Source organism: Pantoea sp. ACRSC, from assembly GCF_022346785.1.
In the GTDB taxonomy this organism is placed as follows: Bacteria; Pseudomonadota; Gammaproteobacteria; order Enterobacterales; family Enterobacteriaceae; genus Pantoea; species Pantoea alvi.
On record NZ_JAKRNN010000005.1, the window covers coordinates 131,983 to 156,115 of the forward strand.

5 protein-coding genes are annotated in these 24,133 nt (G+C 65.8%); all 5 read right to left on the reverse strand.

Going from position 1 to position 24,133, the window contains the following annotated elements; translation table 11 throughout:
- Positions 1-134 precede the first annotated feature (134 nt).
- The gene (locus MHZ97_RS07865) at positions 135-1,355 is read right to left on the reverse strand and encodes an HlyD family type I secretion periplasmic adaptor subunit (protein WP_103794752.1); all 1,221 of its coding nucleotides are present in this window, start codon (positions 1,353-1,355) and stop codon (positions 135-137) included.
- A complete protein-coding gene (locus MHZ97_RS07870; protein ID WP_239314261.1) occupies positions 1,352-3,532 on the reverse strand; it encodes a type I secretion system permease/ATPase in 2,181 nt (726 codons plus the stop codon). The genes MHZ97_RS07865 and MHZ97_RS07870 overlap by 4 nt, the downstream gene beginning before the upstream one ends.
- On the reverse strand, positions 3,529-4,869 hold the full coding sequence (locus MHZ97_RS07875; protein ID WP_239314262.1) for a TolC family outer membrane protein: 1,341 nt from the start codon (positions 4,867-4,869) through the stop codon (positions 3,529-3,531). The genes MHZ97_RS07870 and MHZ97_RS07875 overlap by 4 nt, the downstream gene beginning before the upstream one ends.
- Before the next feature lie 190 nt (positions 4,870-5,059).
- Positions 5,060-22,954 carry an Ig-like domain-containing protein gene (locus tag MHZ97_RS07880; RefSeq protein ID WP_239314263.1) on the reverse strand — a complete coding sequence of 5,965 codons (17,895 nt, stop codon included), beginning with the start codon at positions 22,952-22,954 and terminating at the stop codon, positions 5,060-5,062.
- Positions 22,955-23,190: 236 nt separating this feature from the next.
- Positions 23,191-23,967, reverse strand: a complete 777-nt coding sequence (locus MHZ97_RS07885) for an EAL domain-containing protein (protein WP_239314264.1) — start codon at positions 23,965-23,967, stop codon at positions 23,191-23,193.
- Between the last annotated feature and the right edge of the window lie 166 nt (positions 23,968-24,133).

The window sequence follows — 24,133 nt, forward strand, 5'->3', positions numbered from 1 at the left end:
AAAAAAAATCCCCTCCGCGTCGTTAAGCCCGACGAGGAAGGGATGTTTGCGTTACCGCATTTTACGCAATTATTGCGGAGTTCGGCGCGCGCTGCAATGTGCGACGCGCCTGAAACCAGATTGTCGCGCTGACATTAGCGCTCCCGCAGCGCCTCTTTGGCGCGGTTAAACGGCTTGACCAGATAGTCCATCACCGTTTTCTCCCCGGTTTTAATATCGACCGTGGAGACCATGCCGGGGCTGATCGCGAAGCGGCGTCCCGCTTTGTTCTGCACGTAGTCGGTCTCAGTGCGGATAAAGACGCGGTAGTAGTAGATCTCCGGCTTCACCTCATCCTGAATAGTGTCGGGCGAGATGCTCTCCACTACGCCGTGCAGCCCGCCGTAAATAGCGTAATCGTAGGCGGAGATCTTCACCAGCGCCTGCTGGCCGGGATGGATAAAGGCGATATCGCGCGGCGAGAGGCGCGCCTCGATCAGCAGGCGGTCATCCATCGGCACGATATTCATCAGCTCGCCGTTGGGCGGGATCACCCCACCGACGGTAGTGACCTTGATGTTTTTCACGATGCCGCGCATCGGCGAGCGCAGCGTCAGGCGGCTGACGGTATCTTCGCGCCCCTTCACCGTCTGCGCCAGGCTGTCCGCCTCCGCCGACGCCTTCGCCAGATCCTCGCGCGCCTGCACGTAGTACTGCGAGCGCATATCGGTAAGCTTCAGCTCCAGATCGGACTTGTCGCGCTGCAGCCGCAGCACCTCAACGCTGCTGGCGGCCCCGCTTTTCGCCAGACGCTGGGTAATGCCCAGTTCGCGGTTGGCCAGGGCAAGCGACTGCTGGATCTGCGCCGTCGCATCTTTTAACTGCGCGCGTCGGGTGGTGTAGAGCCGGGTTTCCGAGGCGATCAGATCGGGAAAAGCTTTCAGCTCGTCGGGAAAGCGCAAAGGCTGATCGTTCACCTCGGCGTAGAGCCGCGCGCTGGCCGCCAGCGCCGCCCGGTAGCGCGCCGCGCTTTCGCCGACGCTGGAGACGGATCGCGTTGGATCGAGCTTCGCCACGATCTGCCCCGCCTCGACCCGATCCCCTTCATGCACGTTAAGCTCGGCGAGGATCCCGCCCTCCAGCGAACTCAGCACCTGATCGCGCGAGCTGGGGATCACCTTGCCGGTGCCGGTCGATACCTCATCCAGCACGCCGAACCACGCCCAGATCAGCCCGACCAGCAGCAGAAAGAAGCTGATGACGATCAGGCGCACCGAGCCGCTGTAGTAGCTCTCCGAATGCAGATCGCCGTTAAGATCGTCTGAGGTCTCCGCTTCGGGCGCCACCAGCCGCAGTTTTGTCGATAGCTCGCTCATGCCTGATCCTCCGGGCGATTCAGCGTCGGCCGCGCCGGCGGCAGCGCGCTCTCTTTCGGGCTGTCCATCACCAGCTGTCCCTCTTTTAATACCAGCACGCGATCCACCAGCGCGAGGATAGCGGCGCGGTGGGTCGCCACCACCAGCGTGCGGCCGTTAAGCCACTGGCCGAGCCGTTCGATAAACTCTTTTTCGGTGTGATCGTCCAGCGAGGCGGTCGGCTCATCCAGCAGCACGATATTGGGATCGCGCAGCAGCATGCGCGCCAGCAGCACCGACTGCCGCTGCCCGCCGGAAAGCCCGACGCCGCCCTCCATCACCGGATGATCGAGGCCGAGCGGCAGGCGGCGAATAAAGTCCGCCCCGCCGCTTACCGTCAGCGCGGCAAAGATCGCCTCGTCGCTGGCGTGCGCCGCCCCCATCGTCAGGTTTTCGCGCAGGGTGCCGTGAAACAGCCGCGCGTTCTGCGTCATCAGGCCAACGTTGCGCCGCACGTCGGCAAGATCGATATGCGGCAGGCTCAGGTTGTCGAGCCGCAGCTCGCCTCCCACCAGATCCATGCCGCCGATCATCGCCTGTAGCAGGGTCGATTTGCCCGATCCGTTGCGGCCCAGCACGGCGACCCGCTCGCCCGGCTTGATGGTCAAACTTTTAATGCGCAGCGCGATGGTGGCGGAGTCGCTGTAGTAGCGAAACATCGCCTCGCTGAACTGGTAGTGGCCGAACAGCACCGGACAGTGAATACGCGTTTCGTCCTTGCTGTTCTCAACCGGCAGCGCCATCAGCGCGTCAAGGCTGGTTTTCGCCGCCTTGACCTGCTGCCAGCGCGCCAGTACGCCGCACAGGGTGCCCATCGGCGCGATCATGCGCGACGAGAGCAGCGACGCCGCGACGATGGCGCCGGTGGTGATATCGCCGTTGATCACCATCGGCGCGCCGATAACAATGACGCTGGCATAGACCAGCCCCTGTACCGTCACGCCCCAGCTGATCAGCGAGTGCATCACTTTGCGCATCTCCACCCCGGACTGCGCGGTGATGCGAATATAGCTGTTCCACTGCTGCAGAAAGCGATCCTCCGCCTGCATCAGCTTGATATCCTCCAGCCCCTGCACGCTCTCCACCAGCACCGCGTTGCGCAGCGTCGACTCTTTCAGCGACTGATGCGCCAGCCTTGCCAGGGTTTTCTGCTTCAGCACGCCGGGCAGGATCATCAGGATCACCGCCACCGGTGCGATCCACGCCAGCTGCGGCGCGATAATCGCCATTACCAGCATAAAGAGCAGGAAAAAGGGCATATCGACGATAGAGCTGACGGTGGTGGAGGTCACCATTTCGCGGATCGCCTCCAGCTCGCGCAGCTGAGAGATAAAGGTGCCGGTAGAGCGCGGAATCGCGCTGTTGCGCAGCCGCAGCGCATGGCCGAACACCCGATCGGAGACGCGCATATCGGCGCGCTTGCCGAGCAGATCGGTGACGTGATCCCGTGCGACGCGCAGGATATAGGTGAAGATCACCGAGATAACGACCCCACCGTAGAGCACGTAGAGCGTGGGATAGGACTGGGCCGGGATCACCCGATCATAGACCTGCATCGAGAAGATGATGCCCACCAGCGCCAGCAGATTGATGAGAAACGATCCCAGCATCACGTAGCCGTAGGGGCGCAGATCGCGCAGCACCAGCCGCCGCAGCCAGTCGGGCTTAAGGGTCTCCAGATAGCGATCGACGCGGCTGTCTTTAGCGGCGGTGAGCGGACGAAAGGCGGCGGCGAAGCGGATATCGGGTAACAGCGCTGCCAGCGCCAGCGGCGTCGGCTGTTCATCGCCGCTGAAGTGTACCCGCACCTCATCTTCGCCGTCGAAGCTGACGATGACCCCGACCTGGCCGTCCGTCAGCTCCACCGCCAGCGGCAGCCGCCAGTGGTTAATCTCCCACTTATTATCCTGATAAAGCTGCAGCGACATCCCCGCCTGGCGCGCCAGATGGCGCAGCGCCTTGTCGCGCGTCTGTTTGCCCTGCCATTCGCTGGCGGCGAGGATCATGCCCGGCGAACAGGGCAGACGATAGTGAGCGGCGATCAGGATAATGGCTGTCGCCCAGCCCTGAAGCGGCACCCCGCCTTCTGCCCCCTCGGGCTTGCCGGCGGGCAAATCTGGAAGCTGCATTTGCGTCATGGCTGGATCTCCACGGACTGGATCCGCTGATTATTCAGGGCGAACGCCGACCGCATATGGCCGGTGCTGTAAAGGCAGTCGAGCTGCAGCGCGCGCAACTGGCTGATGGTTTGCTGCAGCGTAAAGCGGGTCTGGAACACCTCCTGCTCGGCGTTAAGCACGTCGAGCAGCGGACGGGTGCCGAGCTGCAGATACTGGTCCTGATAAAGCTGCTGAGTTTTCTCCCCTAGCTGCTGCTGCCGCGCCTGAATGGCCAGGCTGAGCGCCAGGCTTTGCGACTGGCTCTGCGATTCGTTTAGCTGCTGGCGCGCCTTCAGCCGCGCCGAGTTCACCGCCGCGTTGGCCGCGGTCAGCGCATTGGCGGCGGCGTTGCGGCTGGCGGTCATGCCGCCGCCCTGATAGAGCGGCATCTCAACTTTGACCCAGGCGGAATATTGCGTGCGATCCAGCGTCTCGCTGCTGGCGTAGTGGTTGTTAAGGTAGTGCGTGACCTGCGGCTCCAGCGAAATGGTAGGCAGCATCTGCGCGTTGGCGTTGTCCAGCTTCGCCTGCGCCTCGTTGGCCTGCGCCCAGGCGGCGAGCACCGCCGGAATCGTGCGGTCGTCGCTTTTCGCGGCCTCGCATGAGCGCATCAGGCTGGCAGGAAAGTCGTCGCTGACCTTTTTCACCAGCGGCCAGCCGAGATAGGTCGCCAGCGTGGCGCGCCAGCGGTCAAGGTTCGCCTGATACTGCGTGAGTACGGTGCGCGCCCCTTCAATACGCGCGTCGGTTTGCGTCGCGTCAGAGAGCGAGGCGGCCCCTTCATTATTACGCTGGCGCGCGAGATCGCCGATTTTCATCAGCGCTTCCAGCTGCTGCTGGGCGATCTTCACCAGCTGCTGATAGCCCTGCACCTGCACCAGCGCCGCGGCGGTGTCGTGCGCTACGGTGTCGATGCTCACCAGCACGTTAGCCTGCTGCTGGGCGACGCCCGCCTCGGCGGAGCGTACCGAGCTGCTGACCTTGCCGAAGTCATAGAGCATCTGGGAGACCGACAGCACGAACGACGGGCTGTAGCCCTTCTCGCTGTAGCTGTTGCTGTAGCCGTTGTTCATGCCGCCGCTGATTTGCGGATAGTATTTGGCTTTCGCCACGTCCACCTGATCCGCCTGCTCAAGCAGCTTTCCCACCGCTTCGGCGATATCGGGATGCCACTGGATCGCCCGCTGCACCGCCTGATTAATGGTCAGGGAGTCGGGCACGCGCGCCAGCGCCGGTTCGGCGCTTTCGCCGGTTAAAGAGGGCAGATCCTGCTGTTTTGCCAGGCCGGTGGCGGTGATCTGGCTGGCCGTCTGCATCAGATCGCTGCTGGCCGCCAGAGCGGAAGAAGTTGTAAAAAAAGCGATGCCAGCACAGAGAACGCTGAGCTTAAAAGAACGGCGATATATTGCGCTTAATTGCATCCGATCCATCGTTTTCCACTCGTCAGTTAGAGAAAGGGGCGCATCCCTGCGCCCGATAATGCTTCCCTGCCAGACATCACGGCGATCAGACCGTGTGGTTCTGGTGCGGCTGTTGCAGTAGCTCCTCCAGTGATACGTTGACCCCTTCCAGCGTGACCAGCTGCGTACTGCTGTAGGCGGTGCCGGTGCCGTCACGATCGATCGACAGAACGGTATTGCCATCTGCGGTATGGTCGACCTTCACGAAGTCGTTGACGTTGCTGGTCGCGTCGTTCCAGCCGACGAGCAGACTACTGATATCGATCTTGTCGCCGTCGGCGACAGAGAAATCGGTCCAGGTGTCGTGCCCGTTGCCGCCGACGGCATCCGCGCTGTTGAGCAGGTGATACACCAGGGTATCGGCGCCCGCTCCGGCAGTCAGGGTGTCGTCATAGGCGCTGCTGGTCAGCGCATCCGCGCCTGCGGTTCCGGTGATAAGCGGATGCAGGTCAATGGTGAAGCTGTTGGTGGTCACGGTGCCGTCGGCTGCCGTCAGGCTATAGCTGAACACCTCTTTATGCGCGATATCCTGCGCGTTAACCGCCGAGTTCAGGGCGTAGGTATAGTGACCATCGGCGGTGATGCTCAGGGTGCCGTAGTCGCCCGCCACCAGCGTAATGCCGCTGCTGCTGACGGCGGTCGTCAGCCCCGCCTCGTTGGTGATGCTCAGCGCGCCGGTGTGCGCAGCGGTGCTGTCGCCGTAGATGCTGCCGCTTGCGGTGGTGCCGTCATCGCCGCTCGATTCAACAAACAGGCTGTTTATTGAGAAGAGCGTCGCGGACGGGCCGTTGTGCAGACCTACGGTCAGGGTGGCCGTGGTCACCGTGCCGCTGGCGTCGCGCACCGAATAGCTGAACACGTCGGTGGCTGGCACCGTATCGGCATCCAGGCCCGCTTTCAGCGCATAGGTGTAGTTACCTCTGGCGTCGATGGTCAGGGTGCCGTAGGTGGTGTTGATCACCGTATTGCCGGTCGCTGCGATGGCGCTGCTGCCTACCGTGGTCACCTGCGTGCCTGCTGGGATCGTGCCCGCCACCGAGCTGGTGTCGTTCGCCAGCAGGTTACCCGTTACGGTCGCCGCCACCGTGACGGCCAGCGTCGTGATATCTGACGTCGTGGTAATGGTGGTGGCAGGCAGGACGCTTGCGCCAGTACTGGTGCCCAGCAGCACCGCGTAGTTGCCGGTGCCAAGGTTGCTATAGGTGACGTTGCCGCCCGTCTGCGTCCCTATCGTCAGGAAGGTAGAGATGTAGTTGGCGTTGCTCGATTTCACCACCCAGGTGCCATTCGCCTGCTGCTGATAGAGGTAGAGCGTATAGGTCGAGGTCAGCGCCACGAGGCTGGTGGCCGACGCGTGCAGCGTCACCGTACGGGTATCGCCCGCGCCGACGCTGAACTGATAGGCGCCGGCACTCTGCAGCACGCTAAGGGATAGCGTGCTGCCCAGGTTCGTGCTCAGCAACGCCACGCCGCTGGTGCTGGTATTGGCGTTGGTGATGGTGCCGGTCTGGGTGCTGTAATCCACTTCGGTGGTGTCGTTGGCCGCCACCACGCGGATGGCGCCCAGTACCGTCGCGGCAGGCGATACGTTGCCCGCGCGGTCGGCCTGGGTCACCGACAGCGTTGCGCCGGTGGTCTGCGCGGTTGTCAGCGTCAGCGAGAAGCTGCCGTTGGCCGCCACGGTGCCGCTGCCGATGGCGTTGCCGCCCGCGTCGCGTACCGTTACCGTCGCGCCCGCTTCGCCGCTGCCGGTCAGCGTGGTGCCCGCTGAATTGATCGCCAGCCCGCTGACCGCCGTCGGCGCCACGCTATCCACCACCACGCTTGCCGCCGTGGTGCCGCTAACGTTGCCGGCCGTATCCGTGACCGTGACGCTCAGCGCATGGGTACCCTGCGACAGCGTGGCGGTGGTAAAGCTCCAGGCGCCGCTGCTGCCCGCCACTACGCTGCCCAGCAGCGTAGTGCCGTCAAAGATAGTGACGGTTGAGCCCGCTTCCGCCGTGCCGCTCAGGACCGGCGTGGTGTCGCGCGTTGCGCCACCGCTCGGCACCGTTACGGCTGGCGTGACCGAGTCGTTGGTGATCACCAGGGTACTGGCCGCCGGCGCGGTGGTATCGATGGTCAGGGTGGTGTTGACCCCCGGACTCACGTTGCCCGCCGCATCGGTCGCGGTGACGGTCAGGGTGTGCGCGCCGCCGCTCAGCGTCGGGCTAATCAGACTCCACTGGCCGTTGCTGCCTACCGTCGTGGTGCCCAACAGCGTGGTGCCCTCATAGACGCTGATGCGCGCGCCGACTTCACCGCTGCCGCTCAGCAGCGGGGTGTTGTCGTTGGTGACGCCGCCGTTAGGAATCGTCACCGGCGTGCTGCCGTTGTTGTTGCTTACCGTCAGAGCGGTTACCGCCGCGGGTGCCGTGGTATCGACAATGACCGTAGACGCGGTAGCGCTGCTGACGTTGCCTGCCAGGTCGGTGACCGTCACGCTCAGCGGATGCGAGCCCTGCGCCAGCGCGCTGGTGGTAAAGCTCCACGCGCCGCTGCTGCCTGCCGTGACCGTGCCCAGCAGCGTGCCGCCATCAAAGATGCTGATGCGGCTGCCCGCTTCCGCCGTGCCGTTCAGGGTCGGCGTGCTGTCGCTGGTCGATGCGCCGTTCGCTACCACCGTGCCGGTAACGTCGTTAACGATCTGCAGCGTCGAGGCAGACGGCGCCACCGTATCCACGTTAATGGAGACCGTGGCCGAGGCGGCGCTGGTGTTGCCCAGCGCGTCGCGCACCGTCACGCTTAGCGGATGCACACCGTTGCTCAGCGCGCCGGTAGTGAAGCTCCACGCGCCGTTGGCGCCTGCGGTGGTAGAACCGAGCGCCGTGGTGCCGTCAAAGATCACCACGATAGCGCCCGCTTCCGCCGTGCCGCTCAGGGTTGGCGTGTTGTCGTCAGTGACGGAGCCGTTTGCCAGGCTGCCCTGAATCGTCCCGACGTTGTCGCTTACCGTCAGATTGGTGACCGCCGCTGGGGCCGTGGTATCGACGGTCAGCGTCAGGGTGGTCGGCGAACTGGTATTGCCGACCGCATCGGTGGCGGTCACGCTCAGGGTATGAGCGCCATCCGCCAGCGTCGGCGTGACAAAGCTCCACTGGCCGTTGCTGCCCGCCGTCACTGTGCCCAGCACCGTGGTGCCGTCAGTGATGGTGATGCGGCTGCCCGCCTCGGCGCTGCCGGTCAGCGCCGGCGTGCTGTCGTTGGTGCTACCGTTGTTGGCGATCGGCACCGGCGTGGTGCCGTTATTGTTGCTGGCCGCCAGGGTCACGGCCGCAGGCGGCGTGGTATCTACCACAATGCTGGCCGTGGTGGCGCCGCTGACGTTGCCTGCCGGATCGGTCACCGTCACGCGCAGCGCGTGCGCACCTTCAGCGAGGGTACCCGGAGCAAAGCTCCAGGCGCCGCCCGTGCCGACGATGGCGGTGCCCAGCGTCGTCGCGCCGTCATATAGCGTGACCACGCTGCCCGCTTCCGCTGTACCGCTCAGTACCGGCGTATTGTCGTTGGTGGTTCCGCCATTCGGCACCGTCACGTTGGCGGCGTCGTTGGTGACCACCAGCGTCGATGCGGCTGGCGCGACGGTATCCACCGTCAGGTTAAACGACGTCGCGGCGCTGGTGTTGCCCGCTGCGTTGGTCACCGTCACGTTCAGGGTGTGTCCGCCGTTGCTCAGCGCGCCGGTGGTGAAGCTCCATGCGCCGTTCGCCCCCGCCGTTACCGTGCCAAGCAGCGTCGTGCCGTCGTAGACGGCTACGATGTTGCCTGCGCCAGTGGTGCCGTTAAGGGTTGGCGTGTTGTCATCAGTCACCGCGCCGTTTGCCAGGCTGCCCTGCGTCGCCCCAACGTTATCGCTAACCGTCAGGTCGGCGACCGGCGCTGGCGCGGCGGTCGCAACCGTAAAGGTCAGCAGTGCGGCTTCGCTGACATTGCCCGCCGCATCGGTGGCGGTCACGCTCAGGGTATGCGGGCCGTCGGCCAGCGTCGGCGTGGTGAAGCTCCACTGACCGTTGCTGCCCGCCGTTACGCTGCCCAGCAGGGTGTCGCCGTCAGAGATAAGGATGCGGCTGCCCGCCTCCGCCGTCCCTGTCAGCACCGGCGTGCTGTCGTTGGTGGTGCCGTTACTGGCGATCGGCGTCGCCGTGGTGCCGTTGTTATTGCTGGCGGTCAGCGTCGTAACAGGCGCTGGCGCCAGGGTATCGACCACCACCGTCGCAGTGCCGGACGATACGCTGACGTTGCCCGCCGCGTCGGTGACGCGTGCGCTCAGCGTATGCGTGCCCTGCCCCAGCGCGCTGGAGACGAAGCGCCAGCTGCCGCCGCCGTCCGCCGTAACGGAGCCAAGCGCCGTGGTGCCATCATAGATGGTGACCAGGCTGCCCGCCTCGGCGGTGCCGCTGACCACTGGCGTGTCGTCATTGGTGAAGCCGCCGTTCGGCACCGTGGTATTGGTGGCGTCGTTGGTGATGGTCAGGTTGGTGGCCGTCGCAGGCGCAATGGTATCCACGGTAAAGTCGATGGCGGCAGAGCGGTCGCTCAGGTTGCCCGCCACATCCGTTACCGTCACGCTCAGCGCGTGCGGCCCGTTGGTCAGCAGCGGCGAGACGAAGCTCCATGCGCCGTCCGCTCCCGCCGTGGTGGAGCCGATAATGGTGTCGCCGTCATAGACGGTGACCAGCGCACCCGCTTCGGTGGTGCCGCTCAACTGCGGCGTGTTGTCGTTGGTGGCGCTGCCGCTGGCGATCTCCGTCGGCGTGGTGCCGTTGTTGTTGCTCAGCAGCAGACCGCTGGCGGTGGTCGGCACCGTGGTATCAACGGTAATGGCGATGGGGCCAGCCGACGCGCCGGGGTTGCCGGTCGCATCTACCGTGGTGATGCTAATGCTGTGCGCCCCTTCCGCCAGCGCCGCTGGCGTAAAGCTCCACACGCCGCCCGAACCGACGGTGACGCTGCCCAGCGTGGTGGTGCCGTCAGTGATGGTCACCACGGTGCCAGCGCTTGCTGTGCCGCTCACCACCGGCGTGGTATCACGGGTGGAATCGCCGCTGGAGAGACTGACCAGCGTGCTGCCGCTGTCGTCGGTAAGCTGCAGCGTACTGGTGGTCGGCGGCAGGCCATTCTCAATGGTAATAGTGAATGGCGCGCTTGCCGTGCCGACGTTACCCGCCACATCGGTCTGCGTCACGGTAAAGCTGTGCGGCCCGTTGCTCAGTGCGCCGGTAGTAAAGCTCCAGGCACCGCCGGCATCCGCCGTCACCGAGCCCAGCAGCGTATCACCATCATAAAGGGTAACGAGGCTGCCAGCCTCCGCCGTGCCGCTCAGCGTCGGGGTGTTGTCGTCGGTGACTGCACCGTTGGCCAGCGGGCCAGTGGTGGCGCCCGCGTCGTCGCTCACCGCCAAATCGGTGATGGCCGCTGGCGGGGTGAGATCGACGTTAATGGTGTAAGGCAGCGCCTCGGCGCTGACGTTGCCCGCCGCGTCGGTGACCGAGACGGTATAGCTGTACTGCCCCTCGGTCAGCGTGCCGGTCTCGAAGCGCCAGACGCCGCTGGCGTTCACCGTGGCGGTGCCGATCAGCTCGCTACCCTCATAGATATTGACCGTCGCGCCCGCCTCGGCGGTGCCGCGCAGCACCGGCGTGTCGTCGTTGGTGGTACCGTCATTGCCGATCAATACCGGCGTCGCGCCGTTGTTATCGTAGATATCAAAGGTCGCAACCGGCTGCGGCGGCGTGGTGTCCACGGTCAGCGTAACGGAAGAGGTGGCGCTGACGTTGCCTGCCGCATCGGTCACGGTGACGTTCAGCGTATGCGCGGCGTCGGAGAGCGCGGCCGCTGGCGTCAGGCTCCAGATGCCGTCGCCGCCCGCCACCACCGAGCCAATCGCGGTCGTGCCGTCATAAACGGTAACGAGACTGCCCGCCTCTGCCGTGCCGCTGATGGCTGGCGTGCCGTCGTTGGTGATGCCGCCGTCGGCAATAGTAGTGCCGGCGTCGTTACGCAGCGTCAGTGCGCCAGCCGGTTCCGGCGGCGTGACGTCAACCACAAAGGTAAAGGCGTCAGAACGCGCGCTGACGTTGCCGATCTCGTCAGTGACCGTGGTGCTCAGGGCATGACTGCCGTCCGCCAGCGGCGGCGTGGTCAGGTTCCAGTTGCCCTGGCTGTCTGCCGTCGTCGATCCAATCGCCACGTCGCCGTCATAGATGGTGACCAGGCTGTTGGCCTCCGCCGTGCCCGCCAGCAGCAGCGTATTGTCGCTGGTGGCGGCGTTCGGCGTCAGCACCACCGTTTCCGGGCCGTTGTCGCTGCTGACCGTTAGCGTTGAGAGATCCGGCGCCAGGGTGTCGACGGTAAAATCGATCGCCGCTGAAGCCGGGCTGGTGTTGCCTGCCGCATCGGTGAGGGTCACCGTCAGGCTATGCGTGGCGTCGCTCAGCGCCGGCACCGTGAAGCTCCAGAGGCCGTTCGCGCCGACCGTGGTGGTGCCGAGGGCGCTGGTGCCGTCATAGACGGTAACGATGCTGCCCGCCTCGCCGCTGCCGCTCAGCTGTGGCGTGCTGTCGCTGGTTGTGTCGCCGTCAGCGATCGCCACCGCCGTCGCGCCGTTATCGCTGTTGAGAACGATATCCGCCGCCGTTTCGGGCGCGGTGGCGTCGATAACCACGCTAATGGCGGCGGACGCGCCAGCGTTGCCTGCCGCGTCGACAGGCGTGACGGTGAAGGTATGGGTGCCGTCGTCAAGTGCAGTCGGGGTATAGCTCCAGCTGCCGTCGGCGTTGACCGCGGCGCTGCCGAGCAGCGTCGTGCCGTCGTAGACGTTAACCGTGCCGCCCGCCTCGGAGAGACCGCTCAGCACCGGCGTATTGTCCTGGGTCAGGCCACCGTCCGGAATAGCCGTCGGCGTCGCGCCGCTGTCGTTGCTCATCGCCAGAGCGGTTACGGCCGCAGGCGGTTGAGTATCCACGTTCAGCGCGACGGCGGCGCTGGCCGGGCTGGCGTTACCCGCCGCGTCCGTGACCACTGCGCTCAGGCTATGGGCGCCGTCGTTAAGCGTCGGCGCGGTGAAGCTCCAGCTGCCGTTGCCGTCTACGGTGGTGCTGCCGAGCACCGCCGTTCCGTCGAAAACGGTAACCAGCGTGCCCGCTTCGGCCGTGCCGCTCAGTACCGGCGTGTTGTCGTTGCTCAGGCCGCCGGGAGGGATTGTCGCCCCGGTGGCGTCGTTAGTGAGCGTCAGCCCGGTCGCCGCTTCAGGCGCGGCGGTATCGACGGTAAAGTCGATCGGTGCGGTGTTGCCGCTGCTGTTGCCCGCCGCATCCGTTACGCTCACGCTCAGGCTGTGCGCCCCGCTCGCCAGCGTCGGCGTAGTAAAGCTCCAGTTGCCCTCTGCCCCAACCGAGACGGAGCCAAGCAGCGTATCGTTGTCATAAACGGTGACAATGCTGCCCGCCTCAGCGGTGCCGGTCAGCACCGGCGTGGCGTCATTGGTCACGCTGCCGTCGGCGATCGGCGTCAGCGTCTGGCCGCTGTCGTTGTTGACCAGCACGTTAGCCGCCAGCGCAGGCGCGGTGGTATCCACGCTGAAGCCCAGGGCTTCTGAGGCTGGCCCGACGTTGCCCGCCGCATCGGTGACAACGGTGGTGAAGCTGTGCGCGCCTTCGGCCAGCGCGGGTGAGGTAAAGCTCCAGCTGCCGTCAGCGTTGACGGTCGCCGTGCCCAGCACAACCGCACCATCAGAGACAGTGACCGTGCCGCCCGGCTCCGCCGTGCCGCTCAGTACCGGGGTGTCATCGCTGGTCGCGCCGCCTGCCGCTACGGCGACGCCGCTCTCATCGTTGGTCAGCACCAGTCCGGTCGCCGCCGCAGGCGCGGCGGTGTCGACCGTAAAGCCGATCGACGCAGACGGCGCACTGCTGTTGCCGGCGGCGTTGGTTACCACCGCGCTCAGGCTGTGCGCGCCTTCGCTCAGCGCTGGCGAGGTGAAGCTCCAGCTGCCGTCGCCGCCGACTGTGGCCGTTCCCAGCACCGTAGTGCCGTCGGAGACGGTAACGGTGCTGCCCGCCTCAGCGGTGCCGCTCAGCACCGGCGTGGTGTCGTTGGTCAGGCCGCCCGCCGCGATCGCCGTGCCGCTGGCGTCATTGGTGAGCACCAGATCCTGCGCCGCCGCTGGCGGAGTTAAATCGACGCTGAAGGGATAGGCCGCCGACGCCGGGCCAGCGTTGCCCGCGGCATCGGTGACCACGGCGGTCAGGCTGTGTTCACCCGCCGCCAGCGCGGGCAGCGTAAAGCTCCAGCTGCCGTCTGCGCCTGCCGCAACAGAGCCAAGTTCAGTATCGCCGTCGTAAAGGGTGACTACGCCGCCCGGCTCCGCGGTGCCGCTCAGCACCGGCGTAGCGTCACTGGTGGTGCCGTTTGCCGGGATGGTGGTGCCGCTCTGATCGTTGGTCAGCGACAGGCCCAGCGCCGCATCCGGCGGCAGGGTATCTACCGTAAAGCTCAGCGCATCGGTCGGCGCGCTGACGTTGCCCGCGCTATCGGTCACGGTCGCCGTCAGGCTGTGCGAGCCGTCATTCAGTACAGGCGAGGTAAAGCTCCAGCTGCCGTCGGCATCGGCGGTAACCGATCCCAGCACGGTGTCGCCGTCAGAAACGGTAACCAGGCTGCCCGCAGCGGCGCTGCCGCTCAGCACCGGCGTGTCGCTGTTGGTGAGTCCGCCCGCAGGAATAGCCGCGCCGCTCTCGCTGCTGAGCAGCAGATCGGTCGCCGCAACCGGCGGCGTGGTATCGATGGTGATGGTCAGCGGGTCGGAAGCTGGCCCGACATTGCCCGCCGCATCGGTGACGGTCGCGGTCAGGCTGTGGTCGCCTTCGCTCAGCGCCGGCGACGTAAAGCTCCAGCTGCCGTCGCTGTTCACCGCCGCAGAGCCGAGCACGGTTGCGCCGTCATAAAGGGTAACGATGCCGCCTGCCTCAGCGGTGCCGCTCAGCACCGGCGTTGGATCGCTGGTTACGCTGCCGGAGACCGGCACAGGCGTGCCGCTCTGGTCGTCGCTGATCTGCAGGTTGGTCGCCGCCGCCGGCGGCGCGGTGTCTACCGTGACCAGAATCGGCGTCGTGCTGGCGCTGCTGTTGCCCGCCGCATCGGTGACCACGGCGCTCAGGCTGTGATCGCCGTCGGCCAGCGTCGGCGTGGTATAGCTCCAGTTGCCGTCGTCGCCCACCGTGACGCTGCCGAGCACGGTGTCGCCGTCAGACACCACAACAGTGCTGCCCGGCTCAGCGATGCCGCTCATCTGCGGCGTCGCATTGTTGGTGGCGTCGCCCGAAACCAGCGGTGCGCCATCGTCGCTCAACACCACGTCCGCAGGCAGAGACGGCGGCTGGGTGTCAACGGTGATGGCCACAGGCGCGGAGGCGGGGCCGGCGTTACCGGCCGCGTCGGTGACCACGGCGGTCAGGCTGTGGCTGCCGTCAGCGAGCGTCGGGGTGGTGAAACTCCAGCTGCCGTCGGTGCCTGCCGTAGTGGTGCCCAGCACGGTAGTGCCGTCAGAGACGGTTACCGTGCTGCCCGGCTCGGCGCTGCCGCTCAGTACAGGCGCGCTGTTGCTGGTCGGCGTATCGGTGGCGATCGGATCGCCGTTGGCGTCCGTCAGCGTCACGCCGGTCGCGGCAGCGGGTGCGGTGGTATCGATGGTCAGGGTCAGCGGCGCGGACTCAACCAGGTTGCCGGTGGCATCGGTGTAGCTGGCGAGGAAGGTATAGGTGCCGTCCGCCTGCGTCGCAGGCGTAAAGCTCCACTGCCCCGCGGCGTCGGCCGTCACGCTGCCCAGCACGGCATCGCCGCTAAAGAGCGTGACCAGCGCGCCCGCCGTCGCAAGCCCGCTCAGGACCGGCGTCGCATCGGAGGTGACGGCACCGTCGGCCAGCGGGACCAGCTGGCTGCCGCTGTCGTCGGTCGCCTGCAGAGAAACGGTGGCCGGCGGCAGATCCGCCTGAACATTCAGGTTAAAGGCTGGCGTCGGCAGGCTGACGTTGCCCGCCGCGTCGGTCACGGTCACGGTCATGCTGTGGTTGCCGTTGCTCAGCGCGGCGGTGGTCAGGCTCCAGTTGCCCGCGCCATCCGCCGTAACGGTGCCGATCAGTACGTCGCCGTCATAGACGCTGACGAGCGCGCCCGCCTCCGCCTGGCCGCTGAGGGTCGGCGTGTTGTCGTCGGTGGTGTCGCCAGAGGTCAGTGGCCCCTGGCTGCCGCCGACGTCATCACTTACCACCAGGCCGCTGGCGGCGGCTGGCGGCGTGGTATCGACGGTAAAGGTCAGCGGCGCGGAGGCCGGGCCGACGTTACCGGCCAGGTCGGTCTGGGTGGTGGTGAGGCTGTGCGGCCCCTCCGCCAGCACCGGCGAGGTAAAGCGCCAGTTGCCGTTAGCGTCCACGGTCGCGGTGCCCAGCAGGCTGCCGTTGTCGGAAACAGCAACGGTGCTGCCCGGCTCGCCGGTGCCGCTCAGTACCGGGGAGTCGTCGCGGGTAACGCTGCCGTCGCCAAGCGGCGCGCTGGTGCTGCCGTTGTCGCCGGTGAGCTGCAGGTTATCGGCCGCGTCCGGCGCAACGGTATCGACGGTGATGTTCAGCGGACCGGCGTTGCTGGTGGTGCCGTCCGGCCGGACGATGGTGGCATAGAAGGCGTGCGGGCCGTTCGCCAGCGAGAAGAGCCGGAAAGACCACTGGCCGCTGCCGTCTGCCGTGGTGCTGCCCAGCAGCGTATCGCCGTCATAGAGCGTGACCACGCTGTCTGGAGCGGCGAGGCCGTTCAGCACCGGACTGTCGTTATTGGTGACGGCCCCGTCGTTCAGCGGCGCGGCGGTAGTACCGCTTTCATTGACCGCCTCCAGCGGCGTGGTCGCCGGCGGCAGATCGCCGTCAACGGTCAGCGCGAAGGCGTCAGACGCCGGGCTGACGTTGCCTGCCGCGTCGGTGAGGGTGGTCGTCAGGCTGTGCGCGCCGCTGCTCAGCGTCGGCGTGGTGAAGTTCCAGCTGCCGTCAGTGTCGACGGTGGTATAACCCAGCACGGTCTGGCCGTCATAAATGGTTACCAGCGCGCCTGGCTCGCCCTGACCGGTCAGGGTCGGGGTGCGATCGTCGGTGGTGTCGCCTGAGGCGAGCTGGCCTGTAGCCTCGCCGTAGTTGTCAGTGACCACCAGGCTGCTCACCGCCGCAGGCGCGGTGGTGTCAACGTTAAAGGCCAGCGGTTCGGAGGCCGGGCCGCTGTTGCCCGCCAGATCGGTCACCGTGGCGGTCAGGCTGTGGCCGCCCTCGCTCAGCGCTGGGGTAATAAAGCTCCAGCTGCCGTCGGCGTTAACCGTGGCGGTGCCGAGCACCTGGTCACCGTCGGAGACAGTGACGGTGCTGCCCGGCTCGGCGCTGCCGCTCAGGGTTGGGGTGGTGCTGCTGGTCGATCCCCCTGCCCCTACCGGCTGTAGCGTGCCGCTGCGGCTGTCGCTCAGCACCAGATCGCCCGCGGCCGCTGGCGGCGTGCTGTCGACGTTAAAGACAACCGGCGCAGAGGCGCTGCTGACGTTGCCCGCCGCATCGGTCACGGTGGCGCTCAGGCTGTGACCGCCTTCGGCCAGGGTCGGGGTGGTAAAGCTCCAGCTGCCGTCCGGGCCAGCGGCGACGCTGCCCAGTACATTGTCGCCGTCGGAAACGGTAACGATGCTGCCCGGCTCTGCCGTGCCGCTCAGCACAGGCGTTGTATCACTGGTGGCGCCCGTGGTAACCGGCACCAGCGCGCCGCTGGCGTCGCTGCTTAGCTGCAGGCCGCTGACCGCATCCGGCGCGACGCTGTCGATAGTGATATTCAGCACCGGCGATGGCGTCACGCTGCCGTCCGCGTTGGCGGTGTCGGCGCGGAAGGCGTAGACCCCCTCATCCAGCGCGGCGGGCGTAAAGCTCCACTGGCCTGCCGCATCGGCGGTAACGCTGCCGATCGCCACGTCGCCGTTATAGAGGGTGACCAGCGCCCCGGCGGTGGTCAGGCCGCTCAGCACCGGCGTGGTATCGCGCGTTGTGGCACCGTCGGCCAAATTCACAAGGGTACCGCCGCTGTCGTCGGTGACCACCAGCGAGGCGGTGGCAGGCGGCAGACCGGCGTCAACGGTAAGATCGAACGCCGCGGTCGGCGCGCTGACGTTGCCTGCGGCGTCGGTAACGGTGACGGTCAGGCTGTGCGCGCCATCGCTCAGGGTCGGCGTGGTGAAACTCCAGCTGCCGTCAGCACCTGCCGTCACGCTGCCGAGCAGCGTGTCGCCGTCGTAGACGCTGACAATGCCGCTGGCCTCCGCCGTGCCGCTCAGGGTCGGCGTGCTGTCGTCGGTGGTGTCGCCTGAGGCGAGTTCGCCCTGCGCGTCGCCCACGTCATCGGTGACAACCACGCCTGTGGCGGCCTCCGGCGCGGTGGCATCAACGTTGAACAGCAGCGGTGCAGAAGCCGGCCCGGTGTTACCCGCCGCGTCCGTCACCGTCGCGGTGAGGCTGTGGCTGCCGTCGGCCAGGGCTGGCGAAGTAAAGCTCCAGAGGCCATCCTGCCCGACCGTGGCGCTGCCCAGCACGGCGTCGCCGTCAGAAACAGTAACAATGCTGCCCGGCTCGGCGCTGCCGCTCAGCACCGGCGAGGCGTCGCCCGTGGTGGCGCCTGCGGCAATCGGCGTGGAGACGCCGTTGCTGTCGCTGCTGAGCGCCAGATCGGCGGCGGCGGCTGGTGCCTGCGTATCCAGGGTAAAGGTGACCGGCGCGGTTGGCGCGCTGGCGTTGCCGGCCGCGTCGGTTACCACCGCCGTCAGGCTGTGGCTGCCGTCGGCCAGCACCGGCGAGGTAAAGCTCCAGCTGCCGTCCGGGCCAGCGGTGGCGCTGCCCAGCACCGTATCGCCGTCAGAGACGGTAACGACGCTGCCCGGCTCCGCCGTGCCGCTCAGCACCGGCGCGCTGTTGTTAGTAAGGCCGCCGATCGGATCGCCGTTCTCATCTACCAGCGCAACCCCGGTGGCGGTTGCTGGCGCGGCGGTGTCGATGGTGATGGTCAGAGGAGCGGAATCGGTGATATTGCCCGCGGCGTCGGTGACGCTGGCGCGGAAATCATAGGTGCCGTCTGCCAGCGCAGCGGGGGTAAAGCTCCACTGGCCGTTAGCGTCGGCGGTGACGCTGCCGATTGCCGCGTCGCCGTTATAGATCGTCACCAGCAGTCCGGCGCTGGTTGCGCCGCTCAGCACCGGCGTCGCGTCGCGGGTGCTGGCGCCGTCGGCGAGATCCACTGGCGCCCCGCTGCTGTCGTCAGCGACGGCCAGCGTCAGGGAGACAGGCGGCTGGCTGGCCGCCACGGTCAGGTCGAAAGGCGCAGTCGGCGCGCTGACGTTGCCTGCCGTATCGGTAACGGTGGTAGTCAGGCTGTGTGGGCCGTCGGCAAGCACCGGCGAGGTAAAGCTCCAGCTGCCGCTGCCGTCAGCGGTCGCCGTGCCCAGCAGGGTGTCGCCATCGTAGACGCTGACGATGCTGTTCGCCTCCGCCGTGCCGCTCAGGGTTGGCGTGCTGTCGTCGGTGGTGTCGCCGAACGTCAGTGTCCCCTGGCGATCGCCAGCGTTATCCGTCACGGTGACGCCAGAGGCCGCCTGCGGCGCGGTGGTATCCAGAGTAAAGACCAGCGGTGCGGAGGATGCGCTGACGTTGCCCGCCGCATCGGTCACGGTAGTCGTCAGGCTGTGGCCGCCTTCGGCCAGAGTCGGGGTGGTAAAGCTCCAGCTGCCGTCCGGGCCAGCGGCGACGCTGCCCAGCACAGTGTCGCCGTCAGAAACGGTAACGATGCTGCCCGGCTCCGCCGTACCGCTCAGCACCGGCGCAGGGCTGTTAATAGCGGCGTCGTCCGCTACCGGCGCGCCGCTGGCGTCGGTCAGGGTGGCGTCAGTCACCGCCGCGGGGGCGACGGTATCGATGGTGACGTTCAGCACCGGCGATGGCGTGACGCTGCCGTCCGCGTTGGCGGTGTCGGCGCGGAAGGCGTAGGGGCCGTCCGCCAGCGCCGCTGGCGTAAAGCTCCACTGGCCCGCCGCATCGGCGGTAACGCTGCCGATCGCCACGTCGCCGTTATAGAGGGTGACCAGCGCCCCGGCGGTGGTCAGGCCACTCAGCACCGGCGTGGTATCACGGGTGCTGTCGCCGTCAGCCAGGGTGACAAGGGTGCTGCCGCTGTCGTCGGTCACCTCCAGAGAGCTGGTGGCGGGCGGTACGCTGGCGTCAACGGTGAGGTCGAATGCCGCGGTCGGCGCGCTGACGTTGCCTGCGGCGTCGGTAACGGTGACGGTCAGGCTGTGCGCGCCGTTGCTCAGCGCCGGCGTGGTGAAGCTCCAGCTGCCATCAGCGCCCGCGGTCACGCTGCCGAGCAGCGTGTCGCCGTCATAGACGCTGACAATGGTGCTGGCCTCCGCCGTGCCGCTCAGGGTCGGCGTGCTGTCGTCGGTGGTGTCGCCTGAGGCGAGTTCGCCCTGCGCGTCGCCCACGTCGTCGGTGACGACCAGCGCGGTGGCCGCATCCGGCGCGGTCGCATCAACGGTAAAGGCGATCGGTGCAGAGGCCGGTCCGGTATTGCCCGCCGTATCGGTTACGGTGGTCGTCAGGCTGTGGCCGCCGTCGGCAAGGCCTGCGGCGGTAAAGCTCCAGCGGCCGTCTCCGCCAACGGTCGCGCTGCCGAGCACGGCGTCGCCGTCATAAACCGTGACAATGCTGCCCGGCTCGGCGCTGCCGCTCAGCACCGGCGAGGCGTCGCCGGTGGTGGCACCTGCGCCGACCGGCGTGGAGACACCGCTGCTGTCGCTGCTGAGCGCCAGATCGGCGGCGGCGGCCGGTGCCTGCGTATCCAGGGTAAAGGCTACCGGCGCAGTTGGCGCGCTGGCGTTGCCGGCCGCGTCGGTTACCACCGCCGTCAGGCTGTGGCTGCCGTCGGCCAGCACCGGCGAGGTAAAGCTCCAGCTGCCGTCCGGGCCAGCGGTGGCGCTGCCCAGCACCGTATCACCGTCAGAGACGGTAACGACGCTGCCCGGCTCCGCCGTGCCGCTCAGCACCGGCGCGCTGTTATTGGTCAGGCCGCCGTTGGCAATCGGATCGCCACTGGCGTCGACCAGCGAGACGCCCGCTGCGGCTGTTGGCGCGACGGTGTCGACAGTGACCGACAGGATGGCGGAGTCGGCAATATTGCCTGCGGCGTCGGTGACGCTGGCGCGGAAATCATAGGTGCCGTCTGCCAGCGCGGCGGGGGTAAAGCTCCACTGCCCGTTGATATCGGCAGTGACGCTGCCGATGACGCTGTCGCCGTTATAGAGCGTTACCAGCGCGTTGGCGAAGGTGACGCCGCTGAGTACCGGCGTGGTGTCGCGGGTGCTGGCGCCATCGGCCAGATCGACCGGCGCGCTGCCGCTGTCGTCGGTAATAACCAGCGTGCTGGCAGCCGGCGGCTCGCCGGCTGCGACGGTGAAATCGAACGGCGCGGACGGCGCGCTGACGTTGCCTGCCGCATCGGTCTGCGTCAGGGTCAGGCTGTGGGCGCCGTTGCTCAGCGTCGGGGTGGTAAAGCTCCAGTTGCCGTCGGTGCCGACCGTGAGGCTGCCGATCGCGATGCCGTTATCGTAAATGGTCAGCAGCGAGTCGGGCTCCGCCTGGCCGCTCAGAACAGGGGTGGCGTCGTCGGTAGTGGCGCCTGACGCCAGCGGGCCGGTGCTGTCGCCGACGTCATCAGTGACCATCAGACCGCTGACCGCCTCCGGCACCTGCGTATCGACGGTAAAGATCAGCGGCGCGGAAGGCGCGCTGACGTTGCCCGCCGCGTCGGTTACGGTGGCGGTCAGGCTGTGGCTGCCGTCGGAAAGCGCACCGGAGGTAAAGCTCCAGCGGCCATCGCTGCCTGCGGTTGCCGTGCCCAGCAGGGTGTCGCCGTCGCGTACGGTGATGATGCTGCCCGGCTCAGCGCTTCCGCTCAGGGTCGGGGTATTGTCATTTGTTGCGCCGCCAGCGGCCACCGCTGCGCCGTCATCATTAGCCAGCTGCAGATCGGCCGGAGCCGTCGGCGCCAGGGTGTCGATGGTGATAGTCAGCACCGGCGAGGAGGTAATGGTGCCGTCCGCATTGGTGGTATCTGCGCGGAAGGCGTAGCTGCCGTCCGCCAGCGCGGCGGGGGTGAAATTCCACTGGCCTGCCGCATCGGCGGTGACGCTGCCGATCGCCGCGTCGCCGTTATAGAGGGTGACCAGCGCGCCCGCAGTAGTCAGGCCGCTGAGCGTCGGGGTGTTATCCGCCGTGGCTGCGCCATCGGCCAGCGGCACCAGGGTGCTGCCGCTGTCATCGGTGATTTCCAGCGAGCTGGTGGCCGGTGGTAGATCCGCTGCGACGTTAATCTGGATCGCCGCCGTCGGCGCGCTGACGTTGCCCGCCGCATCGGTCACGGTCGCCGTCAGGCTGTGGCTGCCATTGCTCAGCGCCGGTGTGGTAAAGCTCCAGCTGCCGTCGGCATTGGCCGTAACCGTGCCCAGTAAGTTTGCGCCGTCATAGACGCTAACGACGCTGCCCGCTTCGGCCTGGCCGCTCAGCGTTGGTGTATTGTCGTCGGTGGAGCTGCCGGAAGCGAGCGGCCCCTGGCTGTCGCCGACGTCATCGGTCAGCTGCAGGTTGCTGGCGGCGTCCGGCGCGATAGTATCGACGGTAAAGGTCAGCGTGGTTGCCGGGCTGACGTTGCCTGCGGCGTCGGCAGCGGTAATGCTCAGCGTATGGCTGCCTTCGCTCAGCGCGGCGGGGGTGAAAGACCAGCGGCCATCGCTGCCTGCGATAACCGTGCCCAACACGGTGCCGTTATCGGAAATCGTGATGGTACTGCCCGCTTCGGCCGTGCCCTGCAGCGTCGGCGTCGCGTCGGCTGTTGCGCCGTTTGCGGCGATGGGCGTCAGGACCGCGCCGTTGTCGCTGGTCGCGCTCACGTCGGTTAGCGTCGGCGCCAGGGTATCAACGGTAAAGTTTAGCGGGTCGGTGGGGCTGCTGATATTACCTGCAGCGTCAGTGACCGTTACCGTCAGGCTGTGCTGGCCATCCGCCAGCGTCGGGGAGGTAAAACTCCAGCTGCCGTCAGCATTGACGATTGCCGTTCCCAGCAGCGTGCCGTTGTCATATACGCTGATGGTGGCGCCCGCTTCCGCGGTTCCGCTTAAAACGGGCGTATTGTCATCGGTGACGCCGCCTGCGGCAATGGCACCCTGGGTGCTGCCGACGCTGTCGCTAATCACCAGATTCGTAGCCGCGCCGGGCGCGGTGGTATCGCCTGTGCCGCCGCCGCCGCCACCGCCTGTACCACCGCCGTCACCACCGCCTGTACCGCCGCCTGTACCGCCGCCGTCGCCGCCTGTGCCACCGCCGGTATTATCGCCGCCGTCAGTACCCTCTCCACCACCACCGTCGCCGCCACCACCACCGCCGCCGTTAGCGGCGAACAGCGCGCCGATACCGGCCAGCGCCGCACCGCCGATACCAAAGGCGGCAATGGTGTTGTCACTGGTCAGGTTCTCGGCCAGCAGCCCTTCAGTGCTGTCGATAGAGATATACTGGAACCCCTGCTGGCCGGGATCTTCAACCCACCAGAGCGCGCCCTTGTCATCCTGCAGCACCAGGTCGCTTTCACCTGCCGGGCCATAAAAATTATGAATAACAACCTTTTCGCCAGAGTTGGTGGTAACGATAAGATCGTTGCCGTTACGCGTGAAAGATTTGATGTCAGATCGATTGAGGTTGAGTTTAACCACACTTGGAGTGGACAAATTGACGTCGCTGCCACTCAGCTGCGAGGCGATAGTACCGCCTTTAGGCGTTACTGAGATATTATTCATGTTATGTATATCCCATTGAGGTTATTAATATTCATAAAAATGCCCGGCACCCTGAGATCCCGGTTTTCCGTGAATAACGCTGTGTGCTATTCACTCCCCTCTTTGTCGATCCCATCTGTCTGACGAAATCGCACTGAGCCGTGTTGAGTCTTTATCCTGGTGAGGGAAACACTTTTATTTTTCTAATAACCACAAAGGGCTAGCCCGCTTCCGTAATAACGGAAACAGGCGGCATATCATAAAAAGTTAGGGTAGCTGACGGTAGCAGGCTGCTGTTTTTTTATGGTTCTGGATGGAAATACTTTTGTAGTGTGATCAATGACATCTGCCATCCTGCGCGCGAGCCAGTGGCGGCCCTGCAGGCCGATAATCTGTTTATGCACCGCCCGTTGCAGATGCTGTTCTGTTTCAATGCCCAGGACGATCACGCCGCTGCTGAAATCGTTTACATGATTAAGCAGCGTATCAAAGGCGTAGCCTTCGCCATATTTCCAGAAGAAGTCACGGCTGATTTTGACATATTCAAACAGGCCGCTGCTGAGCATCGACAGCGTTGAACCACCCGCGGCAAAATCGTCCAGCCATAATAACGCCGGGGTAATACCTGCCAGCTTTTGCAGCAGCAGACGATCGGCAGCGCGATAGCGTTCGGTGAAAAAGGCGGAAATTTCGAGACGCAGTAGCGGCAGCCGATCCAGCCTCTGCTGTATCGCCTCACTATTTAAAATGCCGCGAATAATATCGCCATCGATATTCAGGCTAACAAGCTGCGTAAAACCGCTTTTATAAAGCGACTCAAGCTGTTTTAGCTGCAGCTGAAACAGCTGCCACTTTTCCGCTTCAAGCAGGCAGTCAAACAGATGATGTTCGCTGCTGGCTTCCGCCAGTTCAGGCATGCCGCGATCCGGCGTAAAGCGCGTCAGCAGCTCCCACGCCATCACTTTCCCTGAGGGAGCATGAATCGGGTCGAGCAAAAAAACGTAATGCTGACGAAGATGTAGTTGGCGACCCATTCTGCTGCTACCCGCTCAACCTGATAAGTCAGCCGCCTGTAAGCAGCAGCAGAAATGTCAGGAAAACTCATATGAACGTTAAGAAAACCCTGAAGATTCTTAACACCTTAAACTGATGCTAACGTACAACTTACATTTTGAAAAATAGATTTAAGCCAAACCGGAC